At 60.0% G+C, this 19,500-nt stretch carries 22 protein-coding genes; 14 read left to right on the top strand and 8 right to left on the bottom strand.

Annotated elements, in window-relative coordinates; genetic code table 11:
* Positions 1-3: 3 nt before the first annotated feature.
* From waaA to coaD, 3 genes are read left to right on the top strand one after another with little or no spacing between them, the layout of a single operon-like run.
* Complete coding sequence (gene waaA / locus M6G53_RS19940; protein WP_253334012.1) at positions 4-1,281, top strand: lipid IV(A) 3-deoxy-D-manno-octulosonic acid transferase; 1,278 nt, start codon at positions 4-6, stop codon at positions 1,279-1,281.
* Positions 1,282-2,055 (top strand): glycosyltransferase family 2 protein, encoded by a 774-nt coding sequence (locus tag M6G53_RS19935; RefSeq protein ID WP_253334010.1) that lies wholly within the window; start codon positions 1,282-1,284, stop codon positions 2,053-2,055.
* A gap of 3 nt (positions 2,056-2,058) precedes the next feature.
* Positions 2,059-2,544: a pantetheine-phosphate adenylyltransferase gene (gene coaD, locus M6G53_RS19930; protein ID WP_253334008.1), complete on the top strand. Its 486-nt coding sequence runs from the start codon at positions 2,059-2,061 to the stop codon at positions 2,542-2,544.
* 3 nt (positions 2,545-2,547) lie between these two features.
* On the opposite strand, the gene mutM is transcribed toward coaD, so the two are convergent.
* From mutM to radC, 4 genes are all read right to left on the bottom strand, one after another.
* Positions 2,548-3,363: a bifunctional DNA-formamidopyrimidine glycosylase/DNA-(apurinic or apyrimidinic site) lyase gene (gene mutM, locus M6G53_RS19925; RefSeq protein ID WP_253334006.1), complete on the bottom strand. Its 816-nt coding sequence runs from the start codon at positions 3,361-3,363 to the stop codon at positions 2,548-2,550.
* An 80-nt stretch (positions 3,364-3,443) separates the two neighbouring features.
* A complete protein-coding gene (gene rpmG / locus M6G53_RS19920) occupies positions 3,444-3,611 on the bottom strand; it encodes a 50S ribosomal protein L33 (RefSeq protein ID WP_002442576.1) in 168 nt (55 codons plus the stop codon).
* 11 nt (positions 3,612-3,622) lie between these two features.
* A complete protein-coding gene (gene rpmB / locus M6G53_RS19915; protein ID WP_004931195.1) occupies positions 3,623-3,859 on the bottom strand; it encodes a 50S ribosomal protein L28 in 237 nt (78 codons plus the stop codon).
* 262 nt (positions 3,860-4,121) lie between these two features.
* Positions 4,122-4,805, bottom strand: a complete 684-nt coding sequence (gene radC / locus M6G53_RS19910; RefSeq protein ID WP_025304698.1) for a RadC family protein — start codon at positions 4,803-4,805, stop codon at positions 4,122-4,124.
* Between the two features lie 183 nt (positions 4,806-4,988).
* Between radC and coaBC the strand changes: the two genes are divergently transcribed.
* From coaBC to slmA, 3 genes are all read left to right on the top strand, one after another.
* Positions 4,989-6,206, top strand: a complete 1,218-nt coding sequence (gene coaBC, locus M6G53_RS19905) for a bifunctional phosphopantothenoylcysteine decarboxylase/phosphopantothenate--cysteine ligase CoaBC (protein WP_253334061.1) — start codon at positions 4,989-4,991, stop codon at positions 6,204-6,206.
* On the top strand, positions 6,184-6,642 hold the full coding sequence (gene dut / locus M6G53_RS19900; protein ID WP_253334004.1) for a dUTP diphosphatase: 459 nt from the start codon (positions 6,184-6,186) through the stop codon (positions 6,640-6,642). Before coaBC ends, dut begins: the two co-directional genes overlap by 23 nt.
* Positions 6,643-6,893: 251 nt before the next feature.
* Positions 6,894-7,490, top strand: coding sequence for a nucleoid occlusion factor SlmA (slmA, locus tag M6G53_RS19895; RefSeq protein ID WP_004931203.1), 597 nt, complete (start codon positions 6,894-6,896; stop codon positions 7,488-7,490).
* A gap of 31 nt (positions 7,491-7,521) precedes the next feature.
* Here slmA and pyrE read toward each other — a convergent pair whose 3' ends face one another.
* Together pyrE and rph are read right to left on the bottom strand one after the other, a co-directional pair.
* Positions 7,522-8,163 (bottom strand): orotate phosphoribosyltransferase, encoded by a 642-nt coding sequence (pyrE, locus tag M6G53_RS19890; RefSeq protein WP_004931204.1) that lies wholly within the window; start codon positions 8,161-8,163, stop codon positions 7,522-7,524.
* A gap of 96 nt (positions 8,164-8,259) precedes the next feature.
* Positions 8,260-8,976 (bottom strand): ribonuclease PH, encoded by a 717-nt coding sequence (gene rph / locus M6G53_RS19885; protein WP_253334002.1) that lies wholly within the window; start codon positions 8,974-8,976, stop codon positions 8,260-8,262.
* Positions 8,977-9,102: 126 nt separating this feature from the next.
* Between rph and M6G53_RS19880 the strand changes: the two genes are divergently transcribed.
* Complete coding sequence (locus M6G53_RS19880; RefSeq protein WP_015379441.1) at positions 9,103-9,966, top strand: YicC/YloC family endoribonuclease; 864 nt, start codon at positions 9,103-9,105, stop codon at positions 9,964-9,966.
* A gap of 55 nt (positions 9,967-10,021) precedes the next feature.
* On the opposite strand, the gene M6G53_RS19875 is transcribed toward M6G53_RS19880, so the two are convergent.
* Positions 10,022-10,411 (bottom strand): hypothetical protein, encoded by a 390-nt coding sequence (locus M6G53_RS19875; protein ID WP_253333999.1) that lies wholly within the window; start codon positions 10,409-10,411, stop codon positions 10,022-10,024.
* A gap of 360 nt (positions 10,412-10,771) precedes the next feature.
* Between M6G53_RS19875 and M6G53_RS19870 the strand changes: the two genes are divergently transcribed.
* Positions 10,772-11,956, top strand: a complete 1,185-nt coding sequence (locus tag M6G53_RS19870; protein WP_004931212.1) for a NupC/NupG family nucleoside CNT transporter — start codon at positions 10,772-10,774, stop codon at positions 11,954-11,956.
* Positions 11,957-11,990: 34 nt separating this feature from the next.
* Here the strand turns inward: M6G53_RS19870 and M6G53_RS19865 are convergent, their stop codons facing one another.
* On the bottom strand, positions 11,991-12,416 hold the full coding sequence (locus M6G53_RS19865) for a DUF3574 domain-containing protein (protein WP_253333997.1): 426 nt from the start codon (positions 12,414-12,416) through the stop codon (positions 11,991-11,993).
* Between the two features lie 253 nt (positions 12,417-12,669).
* Here M6G53_RS19865 and M6G53_RS19860 point away from each other — a divergent pair, with 253 nt between their 5' ends.
* The 6 genes from M6G53_RS19860 (at position 12,670) to recG (ending at position 19,361) form a co-directional block, all read left to right on the top strand.
* Positions 12,670-13,287 (top strand): trimeric intracellular cation channel family protein, encoded by a 618-nt coding sequence (locus M6G53_RS19860; protein ID WP_253333995.1) that lies wholly within the window; start codon positions 12,670-12,672, stop codon positions 13,285-13,287.
* A 211-nt stretch (positions 13,288-13,498) separates the two neighbouring features.
* Positions 13,499-14,122 carry a guanylate kinase gene (gene gmk / locus M6G53_RS19855; protein WP_004931218.1) on the top strand — a complete coding sequence of 208 codons (624 nt, stop codon included), beginning with the start codon at positions 13,499-13,501 and terminating at the stop codon, positions 14,120-14,122.
* 54 nt (positions 14,123-14,176) lie between these two features.
* A complete protein-coding gene (rpoZ, locus tag M6G53_RS19850) occupies positions 14,177-14,452 on the top strand; it encodes a DNA-directed RNA polymerase subunit omega (RefSeq protein ID WP_004931221.1) in 276 nt (91 codons plus the stop codon).
* Positions 14,453-14,470: 18 nt separating this feature from the next.
* On the top strand, positions 14,471-16,582 hold the full coding sequence (spoT, locus tag M6G53_RS19845) for a bifunctional GTP diphosphokinase/guanosine-3',5'-bis pyrophosphate 3'-pyrophosphohydrolase (protein WP_019452189.1): 2,112 nt from the start codon (positions 14,471-14,473) through the stop codon (positions 16,580-16,582).
* Positions 16,583-16,587: 5 nt separating this feature from the next.
* Entirely contained in the window at positions 16,588-17,283 is a 696-nt protein-coding gene (trmH, locus tag M6G53_RS19840) for a tRNA (guanosine(18)-2'-O)-methyltransferase TrmH (RefSeq protein ID WP_253333993.1), read from the top strand.
* Positions 17,280-19,361 carry an ATP-dependent DNA helicase RecG gene (recG, locus tag M6G53_RS19835; protein ID WP_253333991.1) on the top strand — a complete coding sequence of 694 codons (2,082 nt, stop codon included), beginning with the start codon at positions 17,280-17,282 and terminating at the stop codon, positions 19,359-19,361. The genes trmH and recG overlap by 4 nt, the downstream gene beginning before the upstream one ends.
* Positions 19,362-19,500 lie beyond the last annotated feature (139 nt).

Raw genomic sequence — 19,500 nt, 5'->3', positions numbered from 1 at the left:
AGAATGTTGCTGCGTTTATATCAGGTACTACTCTACCTCATCCAACCCCTGATCTGGCTCCGCCTACTGCTGCGCAGCCGCAAAGCGCCTGCCTACCGTAAACGCTGGGCGGAACGCTATGGCTTCTGCGCCGGAAAAGTCGTGCCAGGCGGCATCATGCTGCATTCCGTCTCCGTCGGCGAAACGCTGGCGGCCATCCCGCTGGTGCGGGCGCTGCGCCACCGTTACCCCGCTTTGCCGATAACTGTGACCACAATGACTCCAACAGGTTCCGAACGCGTTCAGTCGGCTTTCGGCAAAGACGTGCATCATGTCTATTTGCCCTACGATCTGCCCGGCTCCATGAACCGTTTCCTCGACCAGGTGAATCCCAAGCTGGTTATCATCATGGAAACCGAGCTGTGGCCGAACCTGATCAACGCGCTGCATCAGCGGCAAACCCCCCTGGTGATCGCCAATGCGCGCCTGTCGGCCCGCTCCGCCGCCGGCTATAAGAAAATTGGCGGGTTCATGCGCGATATGCTGCGCCGCATTACGCTGATCGCCGCGCAGAACCAGGAAGACGGCGATCGGTTTATCGAGCTGGGCCTGAAACGCTCGCAGCTGGCCGTAACCGGCAGCCTGAAATTCGATATCTCCGTTACCCCGGAACTGGCCGCCCGCGCCGTTACGCTGCGCCGCCAATGGGCGCCGCGCCGCCCGGTGTGGATCGCCACCAGCACTCATGACGGTGAAGAAACCATCCTGCTGGAAGCACACCGCAAGCTGCTGGAAAAACACCCAGACCTGTTGCTGATCCTGGTGCCGCGCCACCCGGAACGCTTCCCGACAGCCAAAGAGCTGGTGCAAAAGGCCGGCTTCAGCTACACCCTGCGCAGCAGCGGCGAAATCCCGTCCGGCAGCACCCAGGTGGTGATCGGCGATACCATGGGCGAACTGATGCTGCTGTACGGCATCGCCGATCTGGCCTTTGTCGGCGGCAGCCTGGTGGAACGCGGCGGGCACAACCCGCTGGAAGCGGCCGCGCACGCCATCCCGGTGCTGATGGGCCCGCATACCTTCAACTTTAAAGACATCTGCGCCAAGCTCTCGCAGGCCGAAGGCCTGATCACCGTGACCGACGTGGATTCGCTGGTGAAGGAAGTGGAAACCCTGCTGACCGACGAAGACTACCGGCGTTACTACGGCCGCCATGCGGTGGAAGTGTTGTATCAGAATCAGGGAGCGTTGCAGCGCCTGCTGCAGCTGCTGGAACCGCACCTGCCGCCCCGGAGTCACTGAATGAGCAGCCGCAAAAGCCTGTCGGTGGTGATGATCGCCAAAAACGAAGCCGGGCTGTTGCCGGACTGCCTGCGTTCGGTCGAGTGGGCCGATGAAATCATCGTGCTGGACTCCGGCAGCGAGGACGACAGCGTCGCCGTCGCCGAAAGCCTGGGCGCCAGGGTCTTCTCGCACACCGACTGGCAAGGGTTCGGCAAACAGCGCCAGCTGGCGCAAAGCTACGCCAGCCATGACTACGTTTTGATGATCGACGCCGACGAACGCGTCACGCCCGAACTACGGCAATCCATCGAACGGGTGTTGAACGCGCCGGACGACGGCGCCGTCTACAGCTGTGCGCGGCGTAACCTGTTTCTTGGCCGCTTCATGCGCCACAGCGGCTGGTATCCCGACCGCGTCAACCGCCTGTACGCCAACCAACGCTATCGCTATAACGACGATCTGGTGCACGAATCGCTGAACATCGGCAACGCCAACGTGATCCCTCTCAGCGGCGATATGCTGCACCTGACCTGTCGCGACTTCTTCGCCTTCCAGCGCAAACAGCTGCGCTACGCCGAAGAGTGGGCCACGCAACGCCACCGGGCCGGCAAACGCTGCGGCTATCTGTCGATCCTGACCCACACGCTCGGCGCCTTCGTCAAAACCTGGCTGCTGCGCGCCGGCTTCCTGGATGGCAAACAGGGGTTGCTGTTAGCGGTGGTCAACGCGCAATATACTTTCAATAAATATGCCGCATTATGGGCATTGGGCCGCAACTACTCAGAGAAGTGAATCATGACCAGCAAAGCCATCTATCCCGGGACCTTCGATCCCATGACCAACGGCCACCTGGATTTAGTGACGCGCGCGTCACTGATGTTCGATCACGTGATTCTGGCCATCGCCGCCAGCCCGAGCAAAAAACCGCTGTTCAACCTGGATGAGCGCGTGGCGCTGGCGACGCAGGTCACCTCGCATCTGGACAATGTGCAAGTGCTGGGCTTCAGCGAGCTGATGGCGCACTTCGCCGCTCACCAGAATGCCAATATCCTGGTGCGCGGCCTGCGTGCAGTATCTGACTTTGAGTACGAATTGCAGCTGGCGAACATGAATCGCCATTTGATGCCGACGCTGGAAAGCGTATTCCTGATGCCTTCCGAGGAGTGGTCGTTTATCTCCTCCTCACTGGTGAAGGAAGTCGCCCGTCACGGCGGCGATATCGCGCCTTTCCTGCCTGATGTGGTCACCCAGGCGCTGATGGCGAAGCTCGCCGCCGAGTAATGCTCAGCGCTGGCAGCGACGGCAAAAGAAGGTGCTGCGCTGCCCGTGCTTGGCGGATTCGATCGGCGTGCCGCACGCGCGGCACGGTTCTCCCGCCCGCCCGTAAACCTGCAGCTCCTGCGCGAAATACCCCGGTTTGCCGTCCGACTGCAAAAAGTCGCGCAATGTCGTGCCGCCCTGTTCGATGGAGCGCTGCAACACCGCCTTGATGGTCTTCACCAGCAGCGCCGCTTCGGCTTTGCTCAACGATCCCGCCGGACGATCGGGCAGGATCCCGGCGCTGAACAGCGATTCGCTGGCGTAAATATTGCCGACCCCGACCACCAGTTTGTTATCCATCAGCCACGGTTTGATCAACGTGCGCTTATTGCGTGATTTTTCATACAGGTAGTCGCCGTTGAACGCTTCGCTCAGCGGTTCCGGCCCCAGGTGCGCCAACACGCTGCTGGTCGCCAGGTCTTCGCACCACAGCCAGGCGCCGAAACGGCGCGGATCGGTATAGCGCAGGATCATGCCGTTGCTGATCACCAAATCGACGTGATCGTGTTTGCCGGCTTCGTCTTCGTTTTCCTCGCGCAGCATGCGCAGGCTACCCGACATGCCCAGATGCACGATAATCCAACCGCGGTCCAGCTCGATCAGCAGGTATTTGGCCCGGCGCTGCACGCTAAGCACCGGTCGATCGCTCAGCGTCAGGATCTGCTCGGAAACCGGCCAGCGCAGGCGCGCGTTGCGCACTACCGCATACTGAATGCTGTGGCCGACAAGATAAGGCTCTATACCGCGTCTGCTCGTCTCAACTTCCGGTAATTCAGGCATCTGGCTTCCCCTTCGACGTTTTCTACCCTTATAAAACAAAAAACCCGGCCAAGGCCGGGTTTTTCATTAATCCACTAAAATTATTTAATTTTAGCTTCTTTGTATACTACGTGCTGACGGACAACTGGATCGAATTTCTTCAGTTCCAATTTTTCCGGCTTAGTACGCTTGTTCTTCGTGGTGGTATAGAAGTGACCAGTACCAGCAGAAGAAACCAGCTTGATCTTCTCGCGAACACCTTTAGCCATGATTCAGTTCCTTAATACTTCTCACCACGGGCACGCAGATCGGCCAGAACCGTCTCAATACCCTTCTTATCGATAACACGCATACCTTTAGCAGATACACGCAGAGTTACAAAGCGCTTCTCAGCCTCAACCCAAAAACGGTGTGAGTGCAGGTTAGGCAGAAAACGGCGTTTGGTCGCGTTCATTGCGTGGGAACGGTTGTTACCGCTCACCGGGCGCTTGCCAGTAACTTGGCAGACTCGGGACATGTCTATTCTCCAAAAATCAAATCAGCTCGAGCTTCGTATAGGGTATGGCTGCCTCGTCAGGCTTTTAGAGCCCATCTCAGCAAACTTCATACTGAGGAGACTCTCGTCATCAGGTAGAAACCACACATCAGGTCAGAAACCTGCTGAGATAGGCTCTTGCGCCAAACCCAAGATTCTCAAAGGTGGCGTAGTATACGCTCTGAAGCGTAAGTGCTCAAGTCCCGAACAGCTAAAGATCCCACAAGGATCGCGAAAAAATCGCTTAAAGCCATCCGCGCTCGGCAAAAGAGACGCATTCACCCCGACCGATCACCAAATGATCAAGCACTCGGATCTCCAATAACTGGCAGGCTTTCACCACCTGCTCGGTTATCAAACGGTCGGCATGACTGGGTTCAGCCTTACCCGAAGGGTGATTATGCGCGAGAATCAGCGCGGCTGCATTAGCCTTCAACGCTTCACGCACAATTTCTCTCGGGTAGACGACGACGCTGCTGATGGTACCAGCAAACATCTCCTGATGGCGAATAACCCGGTGCTGATTGTCTAAAAACAATACCAAAAAGACCTCTCGCTCGCGGTGCGCCAGCAGGCTTTGCAGATAATGCTGGGTAACGCGCGGATTGAGCATGGCGTTTTCCTGCGACAAATGGCTGGAAAAGAAGCGCAGCGCCAGCTCGGCAATCGCCTGCAGCTGCGTATAGCTGGCGTCCCCCAGGCCTTTTTGGCTGCAAAAAGCCTGATGATCGGCCGACATCAGGTGATAAAGCGAGCCGAACCGGCGCAGCAGCTGCTCCGCCAGCTGCATCACGTGCACGCCGGGCAGCCCGGTACGCAAAAAAATGGCCAACAGTTCTGCGTCGGACAGCGCCGCCGCCCCCTGCATCAACAGCTTTTCACGCGGCGCCAGCGCGCCCGGCCAGCACGCCACAATCGGGTTGCTCATCATGTTCCTCCCTGAAAGGGCTACAGCATGCCATGTGCTGCCCGGCGCGTTCGACAGGTGTTTGATAACATTGCGAAGTGTTTCGCAAAGCACAATGTAACGCCCTGCAGCCATTGCGGAATCGCTCACCTGAACGGCGGATATGCTAAAATGGCGCATCTTTCGGCTTTCAATCGGACAATGATGATGACGGGACTTTCCGGCAAACATATTGTGCTTGGCATCAGCGGCGGCATCGCCGCCTACAAATGCCCAGAGCTGGTGCGCCGCCTGCGCGACAGGGGCGCAGAAGTGCGCGTGGTGATGACCCACGCCGCCAAGGCGTTCATTACGCCACTGACGCTGCAGGCCGTTTCCGGCTACCCGGTGTCCGACGATCTGTTGGATCCCGCCGCCGAAGCCGCCATGGGCCACATAGAACTCGGCAAATGGGCAGATCTGGTGATTCTGGCGCCCGCGACCGCCGATCTGCTGGCGCGCGTCGCCGCCGGCATGGCCAACGATCTGCTGACCACCGTCTGCCTGGCAACCGATGCCCCCATCGCCGCTGCCCCCGCCATGAACCAACAGATGTATCGCGCCGCCGCCACGCAGGCCAACCTGCAAACGCTGCAGGCGCGAGGCATGCTGCTCTGGGGGCCGGACAGCGGCAGCCAGGCCTGCGGCGACGTCGGCCCGGGCCGCATGCTGGATCCGCTGGCAATCGTCGACCTGGCGAACGCGTATTTCTCCGCCCCGCAGGATCTGCAACATTTGCAGGTTATGATCACCGCCGGCCCGACGCGTGAAGCGCTGGATCCGGTACGTTTCATCAGCAATCACAGCTCCGGCAAAATGGGTTTCGCCATTGCCCGCGCCGCCGCCGCCCGCGGCGCGCAGGTAACGCTGATCGCCGGGCCGGTCAGCCTGCCGACGCCGCCATCGGTCACCCGGGTGGACGTCACCAGTGCGCTGGAGATGGAGCAGGCGGTGCAGCAGCGCGCCGCTCAGCAGCAGATTTTCATCTCCTGCGCCGCCGTGGCCGACTACCGTCCCGAGCAGATCGCCGATGAAAAAATAAAAAAACAGGGTGATGAAATCGTCCTCAAGATGGTAAAAAACCCCGACATCGTCGCCGGCGTGGCGGCGATGACCCAAAATCGACCGTTTGTCGTGGGGTTTGCCGCCGAAACCCAGAATGTGGAAGAATACGCGCGGCAAAAACTGGCGCGTAAGAAGCTGGATTTGATTTGCGCTAACGATGTATCGCTTGCAGAGCACGGGTTCAACAGCGACACCAATGCCCTGCACCTTTTTTGGCAGGATGGAGAGAAACGCCTGGCGCTGAGCGACAAGGCACTCCTTGGCCAACGTTTAATAGACGAGATAGTCAGCCGTTATGATGAAAAAAATCGACGTTAAGATCCTCGACCCGCGCATCGGTCAGGATTTCCCGCTACCGACCTACGCCACGCCGGGCTCCGCCGGCCTCGATCTGCGCGCCTGCCTGGACAGCGCGGTGGAGCTGGCGCCGGGTGAAACCACGCTGCTGCCTACCGGTCTGGCGATCCACATCGCCGACGCAGACCTGGCGGCGGTGATCCTGCCGCGCTCCGGCCTGGGCCACAAGCACGGCGTCGTGCTGGGCAACCTGGTCGGCCTGATCGACTCCGATTATCAGGGCCAGCTGATGGTATCCGTGTGGAACCGCGGCCAGAAGTCATTCACCATCGAGCCGGGTGAGCGCATCGCACAGATGGTCTTCGTGCCGGTGGTACAGGCCGAATTCAACCTGGTGGAAGAGTTCGACAGCAGCGAACGCGGCGAAGGCGGCTTCGGCCACTCGGGGCGCCACTAAGCGCCACCCAATGCACGATGGCCGGCAGGGAAACGTCGCCTGAACCTTGCCTTTCCGGGGAGAAGGATGTCTCTGCGGCAAGGTTTTACCGCGACAATTACAGCGCACACCAGGCAGCGCGGAAAATGGCCGTTAAGGCCGCTGACCCCAGCATCGTAAAAAAGCTATCACATAAGCCGCACAGAGCCTGCTCTGCAGCGGCCGGTGCGCGGGTTTCCGTCAGTTAAGTTTTAGCAAGGGTCTAATCAGACATGGCAGAAAAAGAAAAGACGAAAAGGAATCGGCGCGAGGAAATATTGCAGGCGTTAGCCCAGATGCTGGAGTCCAGCGACGGCAGCCAACGCATCACCACCGCCAAGCTCGCCGCGAACGTGGGTGTTTCTGAAGCTGCGCTGTACCGGCATTTCCCCAGCAAGACACGGATGTTCGACAGCCTGATCGAGTTTATCGAAGACAGCCTGATCACCCGCATCAACCTGATCTTGCAGGACGAGAAAGAGACGTTTAATCGTCTGCGCCTGATTTTACTGCTGATTCTGGGCTTTGCGGAACGCAACCCGGGGCTGACGCGCATCATGACCGGCCACGCGCTGATGTTTGAACAGGATCGCCTGCAGGGCCGCATCAACCAGTTGTTCGAACGCATCGAGGCGCAGCTGCGCCAGGTGTTGAAAGAGCGCAAATTGCGCGAAGGCAAAGGCTTTATCGTCGATGAAACGCTGCTGGCGAGCCAGCTGCTGGCCTTCTGCGAAGGCATGTTGTCGCGCTATGTGCGTTCGGAATTCCGCTATCGTCCAACGCAGGAATTCGACGCCCGCTGGCCGCTGTTGGCGGCCCAGCTGCAATAAAGATAACGCCGGGCATGCCCGGCGTTTTTACTTACACCCCGTACTGCTCGCGGTAAGCGCGCACAGCCGCCAGGTGGTCCGCCATTTCCGGCTTCTCTTCCAGATAGGCAATCAGGTCCTTCAGCGTCACAATCGAGATCACCTTGCAGTGATAGTCGCGCTCCACTTCCTGAATGGCGGAGATATCCGCGCGGCCGCGCTCCTGGCGATCGAGAGAGATCAGCACGCCTGCCAGCGAAGCGCCGCTGGCGCCGATGATTTCCATCGACTCGCGGATCGCAGTGCCGGCGGTAATCACATCATCCACCAGCATCACGCGGCCCTGCAGCGGGCTGCCCACCAGCGAACCGCCTTCGCCGTGGGTCTTGGCTTCCTTACGGTTAAAGCAGTAAGGCACGTCGCGCTCATGGTGTTCCGCCAGCGCCACCGCCGTGGTGGTGGCGATAGGGATGCCTTTATAGGCCGGGCCAAACAGCAGGTCGAAATCGATGCCGGAGTCCATCAGGGCTTCGGCGTAGAAGCGCCCCAACAGCGCAAGATCGCGCCCGGTATTAAACAGGCCGGCATTGAAGAAATACGGGCTGGTGCGGCCGGACTTCAGGGTGAACTCGCCGAACTTCAATACCTGCTTGTTAAGCGCGAACTCGATAAACTGGCGCTGATAGGCTTTCATTACTGCTTCTCCTCGTCTGAATCTGCTTGGGTCTTGTCATTACTGCCGCCCGATCGCCGGGCATAAAAAAGGCGACTTCTCAGTCGCCTTAAAAAATCAGTCCGCCAGCGCCGCTTTCTGCGCCTGGAAGATGGTTTCGATGCCCCCTCGGGCCAGCGCCAATAGCGCCAACAGCTCATCGTGGCTGAACGGCTCGCCTTCGGCGGTACCCTGCACTTCAATCATGCGGCCATCTTCCATCATCACTACGTTCATGTCGGTTTCCGCCGCGGAATCCTCCACATACTCCAGATCGCACAGCGCTTCGCCATTGACGATGCCGACGGAAACCGCCGCCACCATGCCCTTCATCGGGTTGGCTTTCAGCTTGCCGTTGGCCACCAGCGTGTTCAGCGCATCGGCCAGCGCCACGCAGGCGCCGGAGATGGAGGCGGTGCGGGTACCGCCATCGGCCTGCAGTACGTCGCAGTCGAGGGTGATGGTGAATTCACCGAGCTTTTTCAGATCCACCGCGGCGCGCAGCGAGCGCGCGATCAGGCGCTGGATCTCCAGCGTGCGGCCACCCTGCTTGCCTTTGGCGGCTTCACGGGCATTGCGGCTGTGGGTGGAGCGCGGCAGCATACCGTACTCGGCGGTGACCCAACCTTGCCCCTGGCCTTTCAGGAAGCGCGGAACACCCTCTTCTACCGTGGCGGTGCACAAGACTTTGGTATCGCCAAACTCAACCAGCACTGAACCTTCAGCGTGTTTGGTATAGTGACGGGTCAGTGTCAGGGGGCGAACTTGCTGTGGTGCTCTGCCTGCAGGACGCATGGGCTCTCTCCGGCTTCAAATCAACTATTGGCTGCGCATTATACGGGCTTCGTGACGTAATGCCTATCCTGCCCGCAGCCGCGACGCTATAATCGCCCCATCTTTTCCTTTTACGGGTACGCATCAATGATCCGCAGCATGACCGCCTACGCCCGGCGTGAAATCAAGGGTGAATGGGGCAGCGCAGCCTGGGAGCTGCGTTCCGTTAACCAGCGCTACTTAGAAACCTACATCCGCCTGCCGGAACAATTCCGCAGCCTGGAGCCGGTGATCCGTGAACGTATCCGTGGCCGCCTGACCCGCGGCAAAGTCGAATGCAACCTGCGTTTCGAACTGGATCCAAGCGCGCAAAGCTCGCTGATCCTGAACGAAAAGCTGGCCAAACAGCTGGTCGAAGCCGCCAACTGGGTGAAAATGCAGAGCGACGAAGGGGAAATCAACCCGATCGACGTGCTGCGCTGGCCGGGCGTGATGTCCGCGCAGGAGCAGGATCTGGACGCCATCAGCGCCGAGCTGATGCAGGCGCTGGACGGCGCGCTGGATGACTTTATCGTCGCACGCGAAAGCGAAGGCGCCGCGCTGAAAACGCTGATCGAACAGCGCCTCGACGGCGTCAGCGCTGAAGTGGTCAAAGTGCGCGCCCAGATGCCGAACATCCTGCAATGGCAGCGCGAACGCCTGGTCAGCAAGCTGGAAGAGGCACAGGTACAGCTGGAAAACACCCGCCTGGAGCAGGAGCTGGTGCTGATGGCGCAGCGCATCGACGTCGCCGAAGAGTTGGACCGTCTGGAAGCGCACGTGAAAGAGACGCACAACATCCTGAAGAAGAAAGAAGCCGTCGGCCGCCGCCTCGACTTCATGATGCAGGAGTTCAACCGCGAATCGAACACCCTGGCCTCCAAGTCGATCAATGCCGACGTCACCGCTTCCGCCATCGAGCTGAAAGTGCTGATCGAGCAGATGCGCGAGCAGATCCAGAACATCGAGTGATCACACTCCGCACGCTATCAAGCCCGCGCCAAGCGGGCTTTTTTATGGTGGCAGATCAGCGATAAGCGGCCGCCTGCTCTTCGCCGATCAGACCCATTTTTTGCAACTGCACCGCAATGCTCCAGGTTGAGCGCTCAAACTCATCGCTCAGCGCTTCCAGCGTCGCCCCTGCCGCATGGCTCTCGCGCAGCTGCCGCTTTTCCTCTTCCGGCCAAGGAAAGTAGGCATTGGCCGGCCGCCCCTTGGCCAGATTCTTCTGCCGCTTCTCCTCCGGCGTCAGCCGGGCTTTTTTCTGCAGTTCGGCTTCACCGTCGAACTCGTTGGCCAACGCCAACAAGAGACGGATAGCCTCTGGTGCACAGGCCGCCGAAGCCGGTCTCAACAGCTCGCCGGTGTCGGGATTCACGCCGTTGGCCAGCGCCCTGAGCAACGTGCCGGTATTCATCGTTCGCCTCCTTGTCCGAGAACATGCGCCGGTCGTGGCGCCTTGTTCAGGCATTTTTCTCTGCCTCCCTCGAGAAAACCACGCTTTACGCCATGAAAAAGCGCCAATTGCGAGCCAGATTCCTGGCGTTTGCACGCGAGTGACGGCGATTGCATCAGGTTGCGAGCCGGCAGGCCTCTGGGGAACCGACTCAGCGGGAAGCTTATGAAAAACTGCCGGACAGCGCGTGCGGATGACAATCGGCAAGATATCCCACACCCCATAAGTATTTTGTTCTAATTATCACGCAAGGTAATGAAAGGGGGGCGATGCTGTGGCTAAATGTGTTTTTTTTCTGCCCGTGAACCGTACGGACCGTTTATGCCACAAATTCTGCAATTTATTATGGCTCTGGTGGTGATCATCGCCCTGGCGCTGCTGGTCAGCAATAATCGCAAGAAAATCCGCCTGCGCTATATCATCCAGCTGCTGGTGATCGAGGGCGCGCTGGCCTATTTCTTCCTGCACTCCGCCAGCGGGCTCAGCGTGATCAAACACGTCGCCGGCTTCTTCGACACTCTGCTCGCTTACGCCGCCCAAGGATCGGAGTTCGTGTTCGGCGGCATGAGCAAGGATGGCCTGGCGTTCATCTTCCTCGGCGTTTTGTGCCCTATCATCTTTATTTCCGCCCTGATCGGCATTTTGCAGCATTTCCGCATCCTGCCGCTGATCATCCGCCTGGTCGGCACCCTGCTGTCCAAGGTCAACGGCATGGGCAAGCTGGAGTCGTTCAACGCCGTCAGCACGCTGGTGCTGGGGCAGTCGGAGAACTTCATCGCCTACAAGGGCATCATCGGCGATATCTCGCCGCGCCGCATGTACACCATGGCCGCGACCGCCATGTCGACGGTATCGCTCTCCATCGTCGGCGCCTACATGTCGATGATCGACGCGCAGTACGTGGTGGCGGCATTGATCCTCAACATGTTCAGCACCTTCATCATCCTGTCGATCATCAACCCGTATCAGGTCGAAGACGAGCCGGAGCTGAAGCTGAACAAACTGCATGAAGACCAGAGCTTCTTCGAAATGTTGGGTGAGTACATTCTGGCCGGCTTCAAGATTGCGATGATCATCGCGGCGATGCTGATCGGCTTTATCGCGCTGATCTCCGCCGTCAACGCGCTGTTCTCGGCGGTGCTCGGCATCAGCTTCCAGCAGATCCTCGGCTATGTGTTCTATCCGTTGGCCTGGCTGATCGGCATCCCGGCGGAAGAGGCCCTGAAAGCGGGCAGCATTATGGCGACCAAGCTGGTGGCCAACGAATTCGTAGCGATGATCGAGCTGAAGAAGATCGCGGCGGAGCTGTCGCCGCGCGGGCTGGGCATTCTGTCGGTGTTCCTGGTGTCGTTCGCCAACTTCGCCTCCATCGGCATCGTCGCCGGTGCCATCAAGGGGTTGAACGAGCAGCAAGGCAACGTGGTTTCCCGTTTTGGCCTGAAGCTGGTTTATGGCTCGACGCTGGTAAGCCTGCTGTCGGCCGCCATCGCCGGCCTGGTGCTGTAATCCCCACTCCCGGCCGCATGGCCGGGAGTTCGCTTTAAAACGCCACGCACACCGGCGCATCCACCCGCATCACCGAATCCTGCGCAAACTGCTGCTTATAGCCGCTGCGCAGCGCCTCGATATTCACCTCGCTCTCTTTGCCCGGCGCATGGATCAACAGCAGCGCCTTGCTGTTCTCGCGCGCCAGTTTGCCGTCGTGGCCCAGCCACTGCCCTTTGGCATCAAAGACCGTCAGCCCATCTTTAAAACGCGGCGTCACCTGGCTGTCGACGAAGGTTTGCCACTCGGCGGCGGTGATCGCCGGCCCCGCCGGGCGATTCAGGCCGAAGTAGAGCGTTGTCTGCATCATCGGATCGCCGGTGTGGCAAACCGGGGCGGGTGACGTTGCCTGGTGGCCTGGCGCCACACAGCCGCTCAGCAGCAGGGCGGCCACCACGGCCAGTTTCGGGGAGTTTTTCATCTGCAGTCTCGGTTTCTCGGTTGAAGGATTAGCTGCAAAAAGCATAGTCAGCGATGGAAACCAGCGCGAAATTTCTAATGCTTTCATTAACAGCCAGAGGTTAAAAAAGGCTGGTTATCGGCAATAAAAATGGAGTTTGGATTAGATAAATTAATCCGAAACGCCATCGGTAAAAAAAACTCAGTGGCGCGCGCCATCGGCGGCGATTACCCTGCCGGCCATCATTCTGACGCAAGTACGCTGTGAATCCCTTATGTTACTGAGCATCCTTTATATCATCGGCATCACCGCCGAAGCCATGACCGGCGCGCTGGCGGCCGGCCGCCGCCAAATGGACATGTTCGGCGTGATCATCATCGCTTCGGTCACGGCGATCGGCGGCGGGTCGGTGCGCGATATGCTGCTCGGGCATTTTCCATTGGGCTGGGTCAAACACCCGGAATACATCGTCATCGTCGCGATAGCGGCGATCGTCACCACCTGGGTGGCCCCCCTGATGCGCCATCTGCGCCGCCTGTTCCTGGTGCTCGACGCCGTCGGCCTGATCGTCTTCTCCATCATCGGCGCGCAGGTGGCGCTGGATATGGGGCACAGCGCGATTATCGCCGCCATCGCCGCGGTGATCACCGGCGTCTTCGGCGGGGTGCTGCGCGACATGTTCTGCAACCGTATCCCGCTGGTTTTCCAGAAAGAGATCTATGCCGGCATCGCCTTCAGCGCCGCCTGGCTGTATATCGGCCTGCAGCACCTCAGCCTGCCGCACAATCTGGTGGTGATCCTCACGCTGGTCGCCGGCCTGAGCGCGCGCCTGATCGCCCTGCGCTTCCGCCTCGGCCTGCCGGTGTTCAACTACCAGCATCCGGATCACTGATCTCGGGGCGGCAACGCGCCGCCGCCGCGGCCAAAACTGCAGAAATGTGGCCCTTTGACGCGCAAATTCGCTCATTCGCCGCTTTTTCCGCGCAAAGCGGCGGGCAAAATGCGAGCTAACGCTACACCCGGCGCGTTAGCCGTGTATACTGTGCGGAGAAAGTACACATCCGCTGTTATTGGCATATCAACCGTTATCAACGAACATCATCATGGCTCAAGGCACGCTTTATATTGTCTCTGCTCCCAGTGGCGCAGGTAAATCAAGTCTGATTCAGGCTTTGTTAAAGACGCAACCGCTGTACGACACGCAGGTTTCGGTTTCGCACACCACGCGCGACAGCCGCCCGGGTGAAAATCACGGCGAGCACTATTTCTTCGTCTCGAAAGACGAATTCCGCCGGATGATCGAGCAGGACGCATTTCTTGAGCACGCCGAAGTGTTCGGCAACTATTACGGCACCTCGCGCGCCGCCATCGAACAAGTGTTGGCGACCGGCGTAGACGTGTTTCTGGATATCGACTGGCAGGGCGCGCAGCAAATCCGCGCCAAAATGCCGCAGGCGCGCAGCATCTTCATTCTGCCGCCGTCGAAGGAAGAACTGGGCCGCCGCCTGCGCGGGCGCGGGCAGGATTCCGAAGAGGTGATCGCCAAGCGCATGGCTCAGGCCGTGGCGGAAATGACGCATTACGCGGAGTACGATTACCTGATCGTGAACGATGATTTCGATCTGGCGCTGTCCGATCTGAAGACCATCATTCGCGCCGAACGCCTGCGTTTGGGCCGCCAGTTGCTGCGGCATGACGCTTTAATCAGCAAACTATTGGCAGACTGAAGGCAGTTTCAGTATCATGCCCAGTCTTTTCGTCACCTGTGGAGTAGCACAAATATGGCACGCGTAACTGTTCAAGACGCTGTAGAGAAAATTGGTAACCGTTTTGACCTGGTGTTGGTCGCTGCTCGTCGGGCGCGTCAGATCCAGACCGGCGGCAAAGATGCACTGGTTCCGGAAGAGAACGACAAGTACACCGTTATCGCCCTGCGCGAAATCGAAGAAGGCCTGATCACCAGCCAGATCCTCGACGTGCGTGAGCGCCAGGAACAGCAAGAGCAGGAAGCCGCAGAGATTCAAGCGGTTACCGCGATTGCTGAAGGTCGTCGTTAATTAGACTGCGAGTCCGCCTTGTACCTGTTTGAAAGCCTGAATCTGCTGATTCAACGTTACCTGCCCGAGGAGCAGATTAAGCGCCTCAAACAGGCATACCTCGTCGCGCGCGACGCGCACGAGGGCCAGACACGCTCCAGCGGTGAGCCTTACATTACTCACCCGGTCGCCGTGGCCTGCATCCTGGCGGAAATGCGTCTCGATCACGAGACGCTGATGGCGGCATTGCTGCACGACGTCATCGAAGACACCCCGGCCACCTATCAAGATATGGAACAGCTGTTCGGCAAGAGCGTCGCCGAACTGGTTGAGGGCGTCTCCAAGCTCGACAAGCTGAAGTTCCAGGACAAGAAAGAAGCGCAGGCGGAAAACTTCCGCAAGATGATCATGGCGATGGTGCAGGATATCCGCGTCGTGCTGATCAAGCTGGCCGACCGTACGCACAACATGCGCACCCTCGGTTCGCTGCGCCCCGACAAACGCCGGCGCATCGCGCGTGAAACGCTGGAAATCTACAGCCCGCTCGCCCACCGTCTGGGTATTCATCACCTGAAGACCGAGCTGGAAGAGCTGGGTTTCGAGGCGCTGTACCCGAACCGTTATCGCGTGATCAAGGAAGTGGTGAAAGCCGCGCGCGGCAACCGCAAAGAGATGATTCAAAAAATCCTCTCCGAGATCGAAGGGCGGCTGACCGAAGCCGGCATCGCCTGCCGCGTCAGCGGGCGGGAAAAACACCTCTACTCCATCTACCTCAAGATGCACCTCAAAGAACAGCGTTTCCATTCCATCATGGATATCTACGCGTTCCGGGTGATCGTGAAAGAGGTCGATACCTGCTACCGCGTGCTCGGTCAGGTGCACAGCCTGTACAAACCGCGCCCGGGGCGAGTGAAAGATTACATCGCCATTCCCAAGGCCAACGGCTATCAATCGCTGCATACCTCGCTGATCGGCCCGCACGGCGTGCCGGTCGAAGTGCAGATCCGCACCGAAGACATGGATCAGATGGCTGAGATGGGGGTGGCCGCGCACTGGGCTTACAAGGAAAGAGAACAGGGCGAAACCGGCACCACGGCGCAGATCCGCGCCCAGCGCTGGATGCAAAGCCTGCTGGAGCTGCAGCAAAGCGCCGGCAGTTCGTTTGAATTTATCGAGAGCGTCAAATCCGATCTGTTCCCGGATGAGATTTACGTTTTCACCCCGGAAGGCCGCATCGTCGAGCTGCCCGCCGGCGCCACGCCGGTCGACTTCGCCTATGCGGTGCATACCGATATCGGCCATGCCTGCGTCGGCGCGCGCGTCGATCGTCAGCCATATCCGCTGTCGCAGTCGCTGACCAGCGGCCAGACCGTCGAGATCATCACCGCACCGGGCGCGCGGCCCAACGCCGCCTGGCTGAACTTCGTGGTCAGCTCGAAAGCGCGCGCCAAAATTCGCCAGATGTTGAAGAACCTCAAGCGCGACGATTCCGTCGGCCTCGGCCGCCGTCTGCTCAATCATGCGCTGGGCGGTAGCCGCAAGCTGGCCGAAATCCCGCAGGAAAACATTCAGCACGAGCTGGACCGCATGAAGCTGGCGACGCTGGACGATCTGCTGGCGGAAATCGGCCTCGGCAACGCCATGAGCGTGGTGGTGGCGAAGAACCTGCAGGGCGATCAGTCCAGCCTGGGCGCTTCCTCCGGCGTGCGTAACCTGGCCATCAAAGGCGCCGACGGGGTGTTGATCACCTTCGCCAAGTGCTGCCGTCCGATTCCGGGCGACCCGATTATCGCTCACGTCAGCCCGGGCAAAGGGCTGGTGATCCACCATGAATCCTGCCGCAATATTCGCGGCTATCAGAAAGAGCCTGAGAAGTTCATGGCGGTCGAGTGGGATAAAGAGACCGAGCAGGAGTTCATCGCCGAGATCAAGGTGGACATGTTCAACCACCAGGGCGCGCTGGCCAACCTGACGGCGGCGATCAACGCAGCCGAGTCCAATATTCAGAGCCTGAACACCGAAGAGAAAGACGGTCGGGTTTATAGCGCCTTTATCCGCTTGACCACCCGCGATCGTATCCATTTGGCAAACATTATGCGTAAAATCCGTATCATGCCGGATGTGATCAAAGTTAACCGCAACCGAAACTAGCGCTTATGAGTCCTGAACGCTATGCGCGGATTTGTGAAATGCTCGCGACCCGGCAGCCGGATTTGACGGTCTGCCTGGAGCAAGTGCACAAACCGCATAACGTCTCCGCCATTATCCGCACCGCCGACGCCGTCGGCGTGCATCAGGTCCACGCCGTGTGGCCCACCACCCGCATGCGCACCCTGGTTTCCTCCGCCGCCGGCAGCAACAGCTGGGTCAGCGTCAAAACCCATCGTTCCATCGGCGACGCGGTCGGTCACCTGAAAGCGCAGGGCATGCAAATTCTGGCCACCCATCTGTCTGCCCGCGCGGTCGATTTCCGCGAGGTGGACTACACCCGGCCCACCTGCGTGCTGCTCGGCCAGGAAAAAACCGGCATCACCGAAGAAGCGCTAGCGCTGGCCGATCGGGACATCGTCATTCCGATGATCGGCATGGTGCAATCGCTCAACGTCTCCGTGGCCTCGGCACTGATCCTGTATGAAGCACAGCGCCAGCGGCAAAACGCCGGCCTGTATCGCCGCGACAACAGCATGTTGGATGAAGAAGAGCAGCAGCGTCTGCTGTTCGAAGGCGGCTACCCGGTGCTGGCCAACGTGGCCAAGCGCAAAGGGCTGCCACGCCCGCAGATTGACGAGCAGGGCCAGGTGGTCGCCAGCGCCGAATGGTGGGCGGCCATGCAGGCGACGGTGCGCAAATGAAAGGCCGCCTGCTGGATGCTGTCCCACTCACCACGCTTTCCGGGGTTGGCGCCAGCCAGGCAGGCAAACTGGCCAAGCTTGGCCTCGAGACCATTCAGGATCTGCTGCTGCACCTGCCGCTGCGCTACGAAGACCGCACCCGCCTCTACCCGATCAACGATCTGCTGCCGGGCATCTACGCCACGGTTGAAGGGGAAGTGCTGCGCAGCGACATCAGCTTCGGCCGCCGCCGCATGCTGACCTGCCAGATCAGCGACGGTACCGGCATTCTCACCATGCGGTTCTTCAACTTCAACGCCGCGATGAAGAACAGCCTGGCCACCGGCCGCCGCGTGACCGCCTACGGCGAGATCAAACGCGGCAACCACGGCGCGGAGATCATCCATCCGGAATACCGCATTCAGGGCGAAGCCAGCGAAGTCGAGCTGCAGGCGTCGCTGACGCCGGTCTACCCCACCACCGAAGGGGTGCGGCAAGCCACGCTGCGCAAGCTGACCGATCAGGCGCTGGAGCTGCTGGATACCTGCGCCATCGCCGAACTGCTGCCGCCGGAGCTGAGCGGCGGCCTGATGAGCCTGCCGCAGGCGCTGCACACCCTGCATCGCCCGCCGCCGGACATCCAGCTGGCGGATCTGGAGCTGGGCAAACACCCGGCGCAAAAACGCCTGATCCTCGAAGAGCTGCTGGCGCATAATCTCAGCATGCTGGCGGTGCGCGCCGGTGCCCAGAGTTATCAGGCGCAGCCGCTGCTGCCGGACGATCGGCTGAAAAACCGTTTTCTCGCCCAGCTGCCGTTCTCGCCGACCGGCGCGCAAACGCGCGTGGTGGCCGACATCGAAGCCGATATGCAAAAAGACTTCCCGATGATGCGGCTGGTGCAGGGCGACGTCGGCTCCGGCAAAACGCTGGTGGCGGCGCTGGCGGCGCTGCGCGCTATCGCGCACGGCAAGCAGGTGGCGCTGATGGCGCCGACCGAGCTGCTGGCCGAGCAGCACGCCAACAATTTCCGCCAGTGGTTCGAGCCGCTGGGGCTGGAGGTCGGCTGGCTGGCCGGCAAACAGAAAGGCAAGGCGCGCATCGCGCAGCAGGAAGCCATCGCCAGCGGCCAAGTGTCGATGGTGGTCGGCACCCACGCCATCTTCCAGGAGCAGGTGCAGTTCAACGGCCTGGCGCTGGTGATCATCGATGAACAGCACCGCTTCGGGGTGCACCAGCGGCTGGCGCTGTGGGAGAAAGGCGAAGAGCAAGGCTTCCACGCCCATCAGCTGATCATGACCGCCACGCCGATCCCACGCACGCTGGCCATGACCGCCTATGCCGATCTCGATACCTCGGTGATCGACGAGCTGCCGCCGGGCCGCACGCCGGTGACCACCGTCGCCATCCCCGATACCCGCCGCGCCGACATCATTCAACGGGTGAAGAGCGCCTGTCTGGAAGAGGGGCGGCAGGCTTACTGGGTGTGTACGCTGATCGAAGAGTCCGAACTGCTGGAAGCGCAGGCGGCGGAAGCCACTTGGGAAGAATTGAAAACCGCGCTGCCGGAGCTGAAGGTGGCGCTGGTGCACGGCCGCATGAAAGCGCAGGAAAAGCAGGCGGTGATGCAGGCGTTTAAACAAGGCGAGCTGCAGCTGTTGGTCGCCACTACGGTGATCGAAGTCGGCGTCGATGTGCCGAACGCCAGCCTGATGATCATCGAAAACCCGGAGCGGCTGGGCCTGGCGCAGCTGCACCAGCTGCGCGGCCGCGTAGGGCGCGGCGCCGTGGCCTCACACTGCGTGCTGCTGTACAAAACGCCGCTGAGCAAAACTGCGCAAACGCGCCTGCAGGTGCTGCGCGACAGCAACGATGGCTTCGTCATCGCGCAGCGCGATCTGGAGATCCGCGGCCCGGGCGAGCTGCTGGGCACCCGCCAAACCGGCAGCGCCGAATTCAAGGTGGCGGACCTGCTGCGCGATCAGGCGATGATCCCCGAAGTGCAGCGCGTTGCTCGCCATCTCCATCAGCACTATCCGGAGCACGCCCAGGCGCTGATCGAACGCTGGCTGCCGGAGAAGGCACGTTATTCCAACGCATAAAAAAGGGCGCCGCAGGCTGTCTCTTCTACACAAATCCCCAGGTCAGTTGTCTGGGGATTTTTTTGAATCTTTTCACCTGTTCCCGATCTGATATGAAAATTATCGGCGGGAGATAGCTATGTTTTTATCCAATACTGCA

Origin of the sequence: Serratia nevei (assembly GCF_024160145.1) — a bacterium.
GTDB classification, from domain to species: domain Bacteria; phylum Pseudomonadota; class Gammaproteobacteria; order Enterobacterales; family Enterobacteriaceae; genus Serratia; species Serratia nevei_A.
Note: the sequence above shows the minus strand (reverse complement) of the source record. Positions and strands in the feature narration are given on the sequence as shown.

Coding starts and splice junctions, on each gene's coding strand:
- recG (WP_253333991.1), top strand. CDS start 17,280: ATGAAAGGCCGCCTGCTGGATGCTGTCCCACTCACCACGCTTTCCGGG.
- pyrE (WP_004931204.1), bottom strand. CDS start 8,163: ATGAAAGCCTATCAGCGCCAGTTTATCGAGTTCGCGCTTAACAAGCAG.
- coaD (WP_253334008.1), top strand. CDS start 2,059: ATGACCAGCAAAGCCATCTATCCCGGGACCTTCGATCCCATGACCAAC.
- dut (WP_253334004.1), top strand. CDS start 6,184: ATGATGAAAAAAATCGACGTTAAGATCCTCGACCCGCGCATCGGTCAG.
- rpmB (WP_004931195.1), bottom strand. CDS start 3,859: ATGTCCCGAGTCTGCCAAGTTACTGGCAAGCGCCCGGTGAGCGGTAAC.
- rpoZ (WP_004931221.1), top strand. CDS start 14,177: ATGGCACGCGTAACTGTTCAAGACGCTGTAGAGAAAATTGGTAACCGT.
- M6G53_RS19870 (WP_004931212.1), top strand. CDS start 10,772: ATGCCACAAATTCTGCAATTTATTATGGCTCTGGTGGTGATCATCGCC.
- mutM (WP_253334006.1), bottom strand. CDS start 3,363: ATGCCTGAATTACCGGAAGTTGAGACGAGCAGACGCGGTATAGAGCCT.
- M6G53_RS19875 (WP_253333999.1), bottom strand. CDS start 10,411: ATGAATACCGGCACGTTGCTCAGGGCGCTGGCCAACGGCGTGAATCCC.
- radC (WP_025304698.1), bottom strand. CDS start 4,805: ATGAGCAACCCGATTGTGGCGTGCTGGCCGGGCGCGCTGGCGCCGCGT.
- M6G53_RS19935 (WP_253334010.1), top strand. CDS start 1,282: ATGAGCAGCCGCAAAAGCCTGTCGGTGGTGATGATCGCCAAAAACGAA.
- M6G53_RS19860 (WP_253333995.1), top strand. CDS start 12,670: ATGTTACTGAGCATCCTTTATATCATCGGCATCACCGCCGAAGCCATG.
- M6G53_RS19880 (WP_015379441.1), top strand. CDS start 9,103: ATGATCCGCAGCATGACCGCCTACGCCCGGCGTGAAATCAAGGGTGAA.
- waaA (WP_253334012.1), top strand. CDS start 4: ATGTTGCTGCGTTTATATCAGGTACTACTCTACCTCATCCAACCCCTG.
- M6G53_RS19865 (WP_253333997.1), bottom strand. CDS start 12,416: ATGAAAAACTCCCCGAAACTGGCCGTGGTGGCCGCCCTGCTGCTGAGC.
- rph (WP_253334002.1), bottom strand. CDS start 8,976: ATGCGTCCTGCAGGCAGAGCACCACAGCAAGTTCGCCCCCTGACACTG.
- gmk (WP_004931218.1), top strand. CDS start 13,499: ATGGCTCAAGGCACGCTTTATATTGTCTCTGCTCCCAGTGGCGCAGGT.
- trmH (WP_253333993.1), top strand. CDS start 16,588: ATGAGTCCTGAACGCTATGCGCGGATTTGTGAAATGCTCGCGACCCGG.
- rpmG (WP_002442576.1), bottom strand. CDS start 3,611: ATGGCTAAAGGTGTTCGCGAGAAGATCAAGCTGGTTTCTTCTGCTGGT.
- coaBC (WP_253334061.1), top strand. CDS start 4,989: ATGATGACGGGACTTTCCGGCAAACATATTGTGCTTGGCATCAGCGGC.
- slmA (WP_004931203.1), top strand. CDS start 6,894: ATGGCAGAAAAAGAAAAGACGAAAAGGAATCGGCGCGAGGAAATATTG.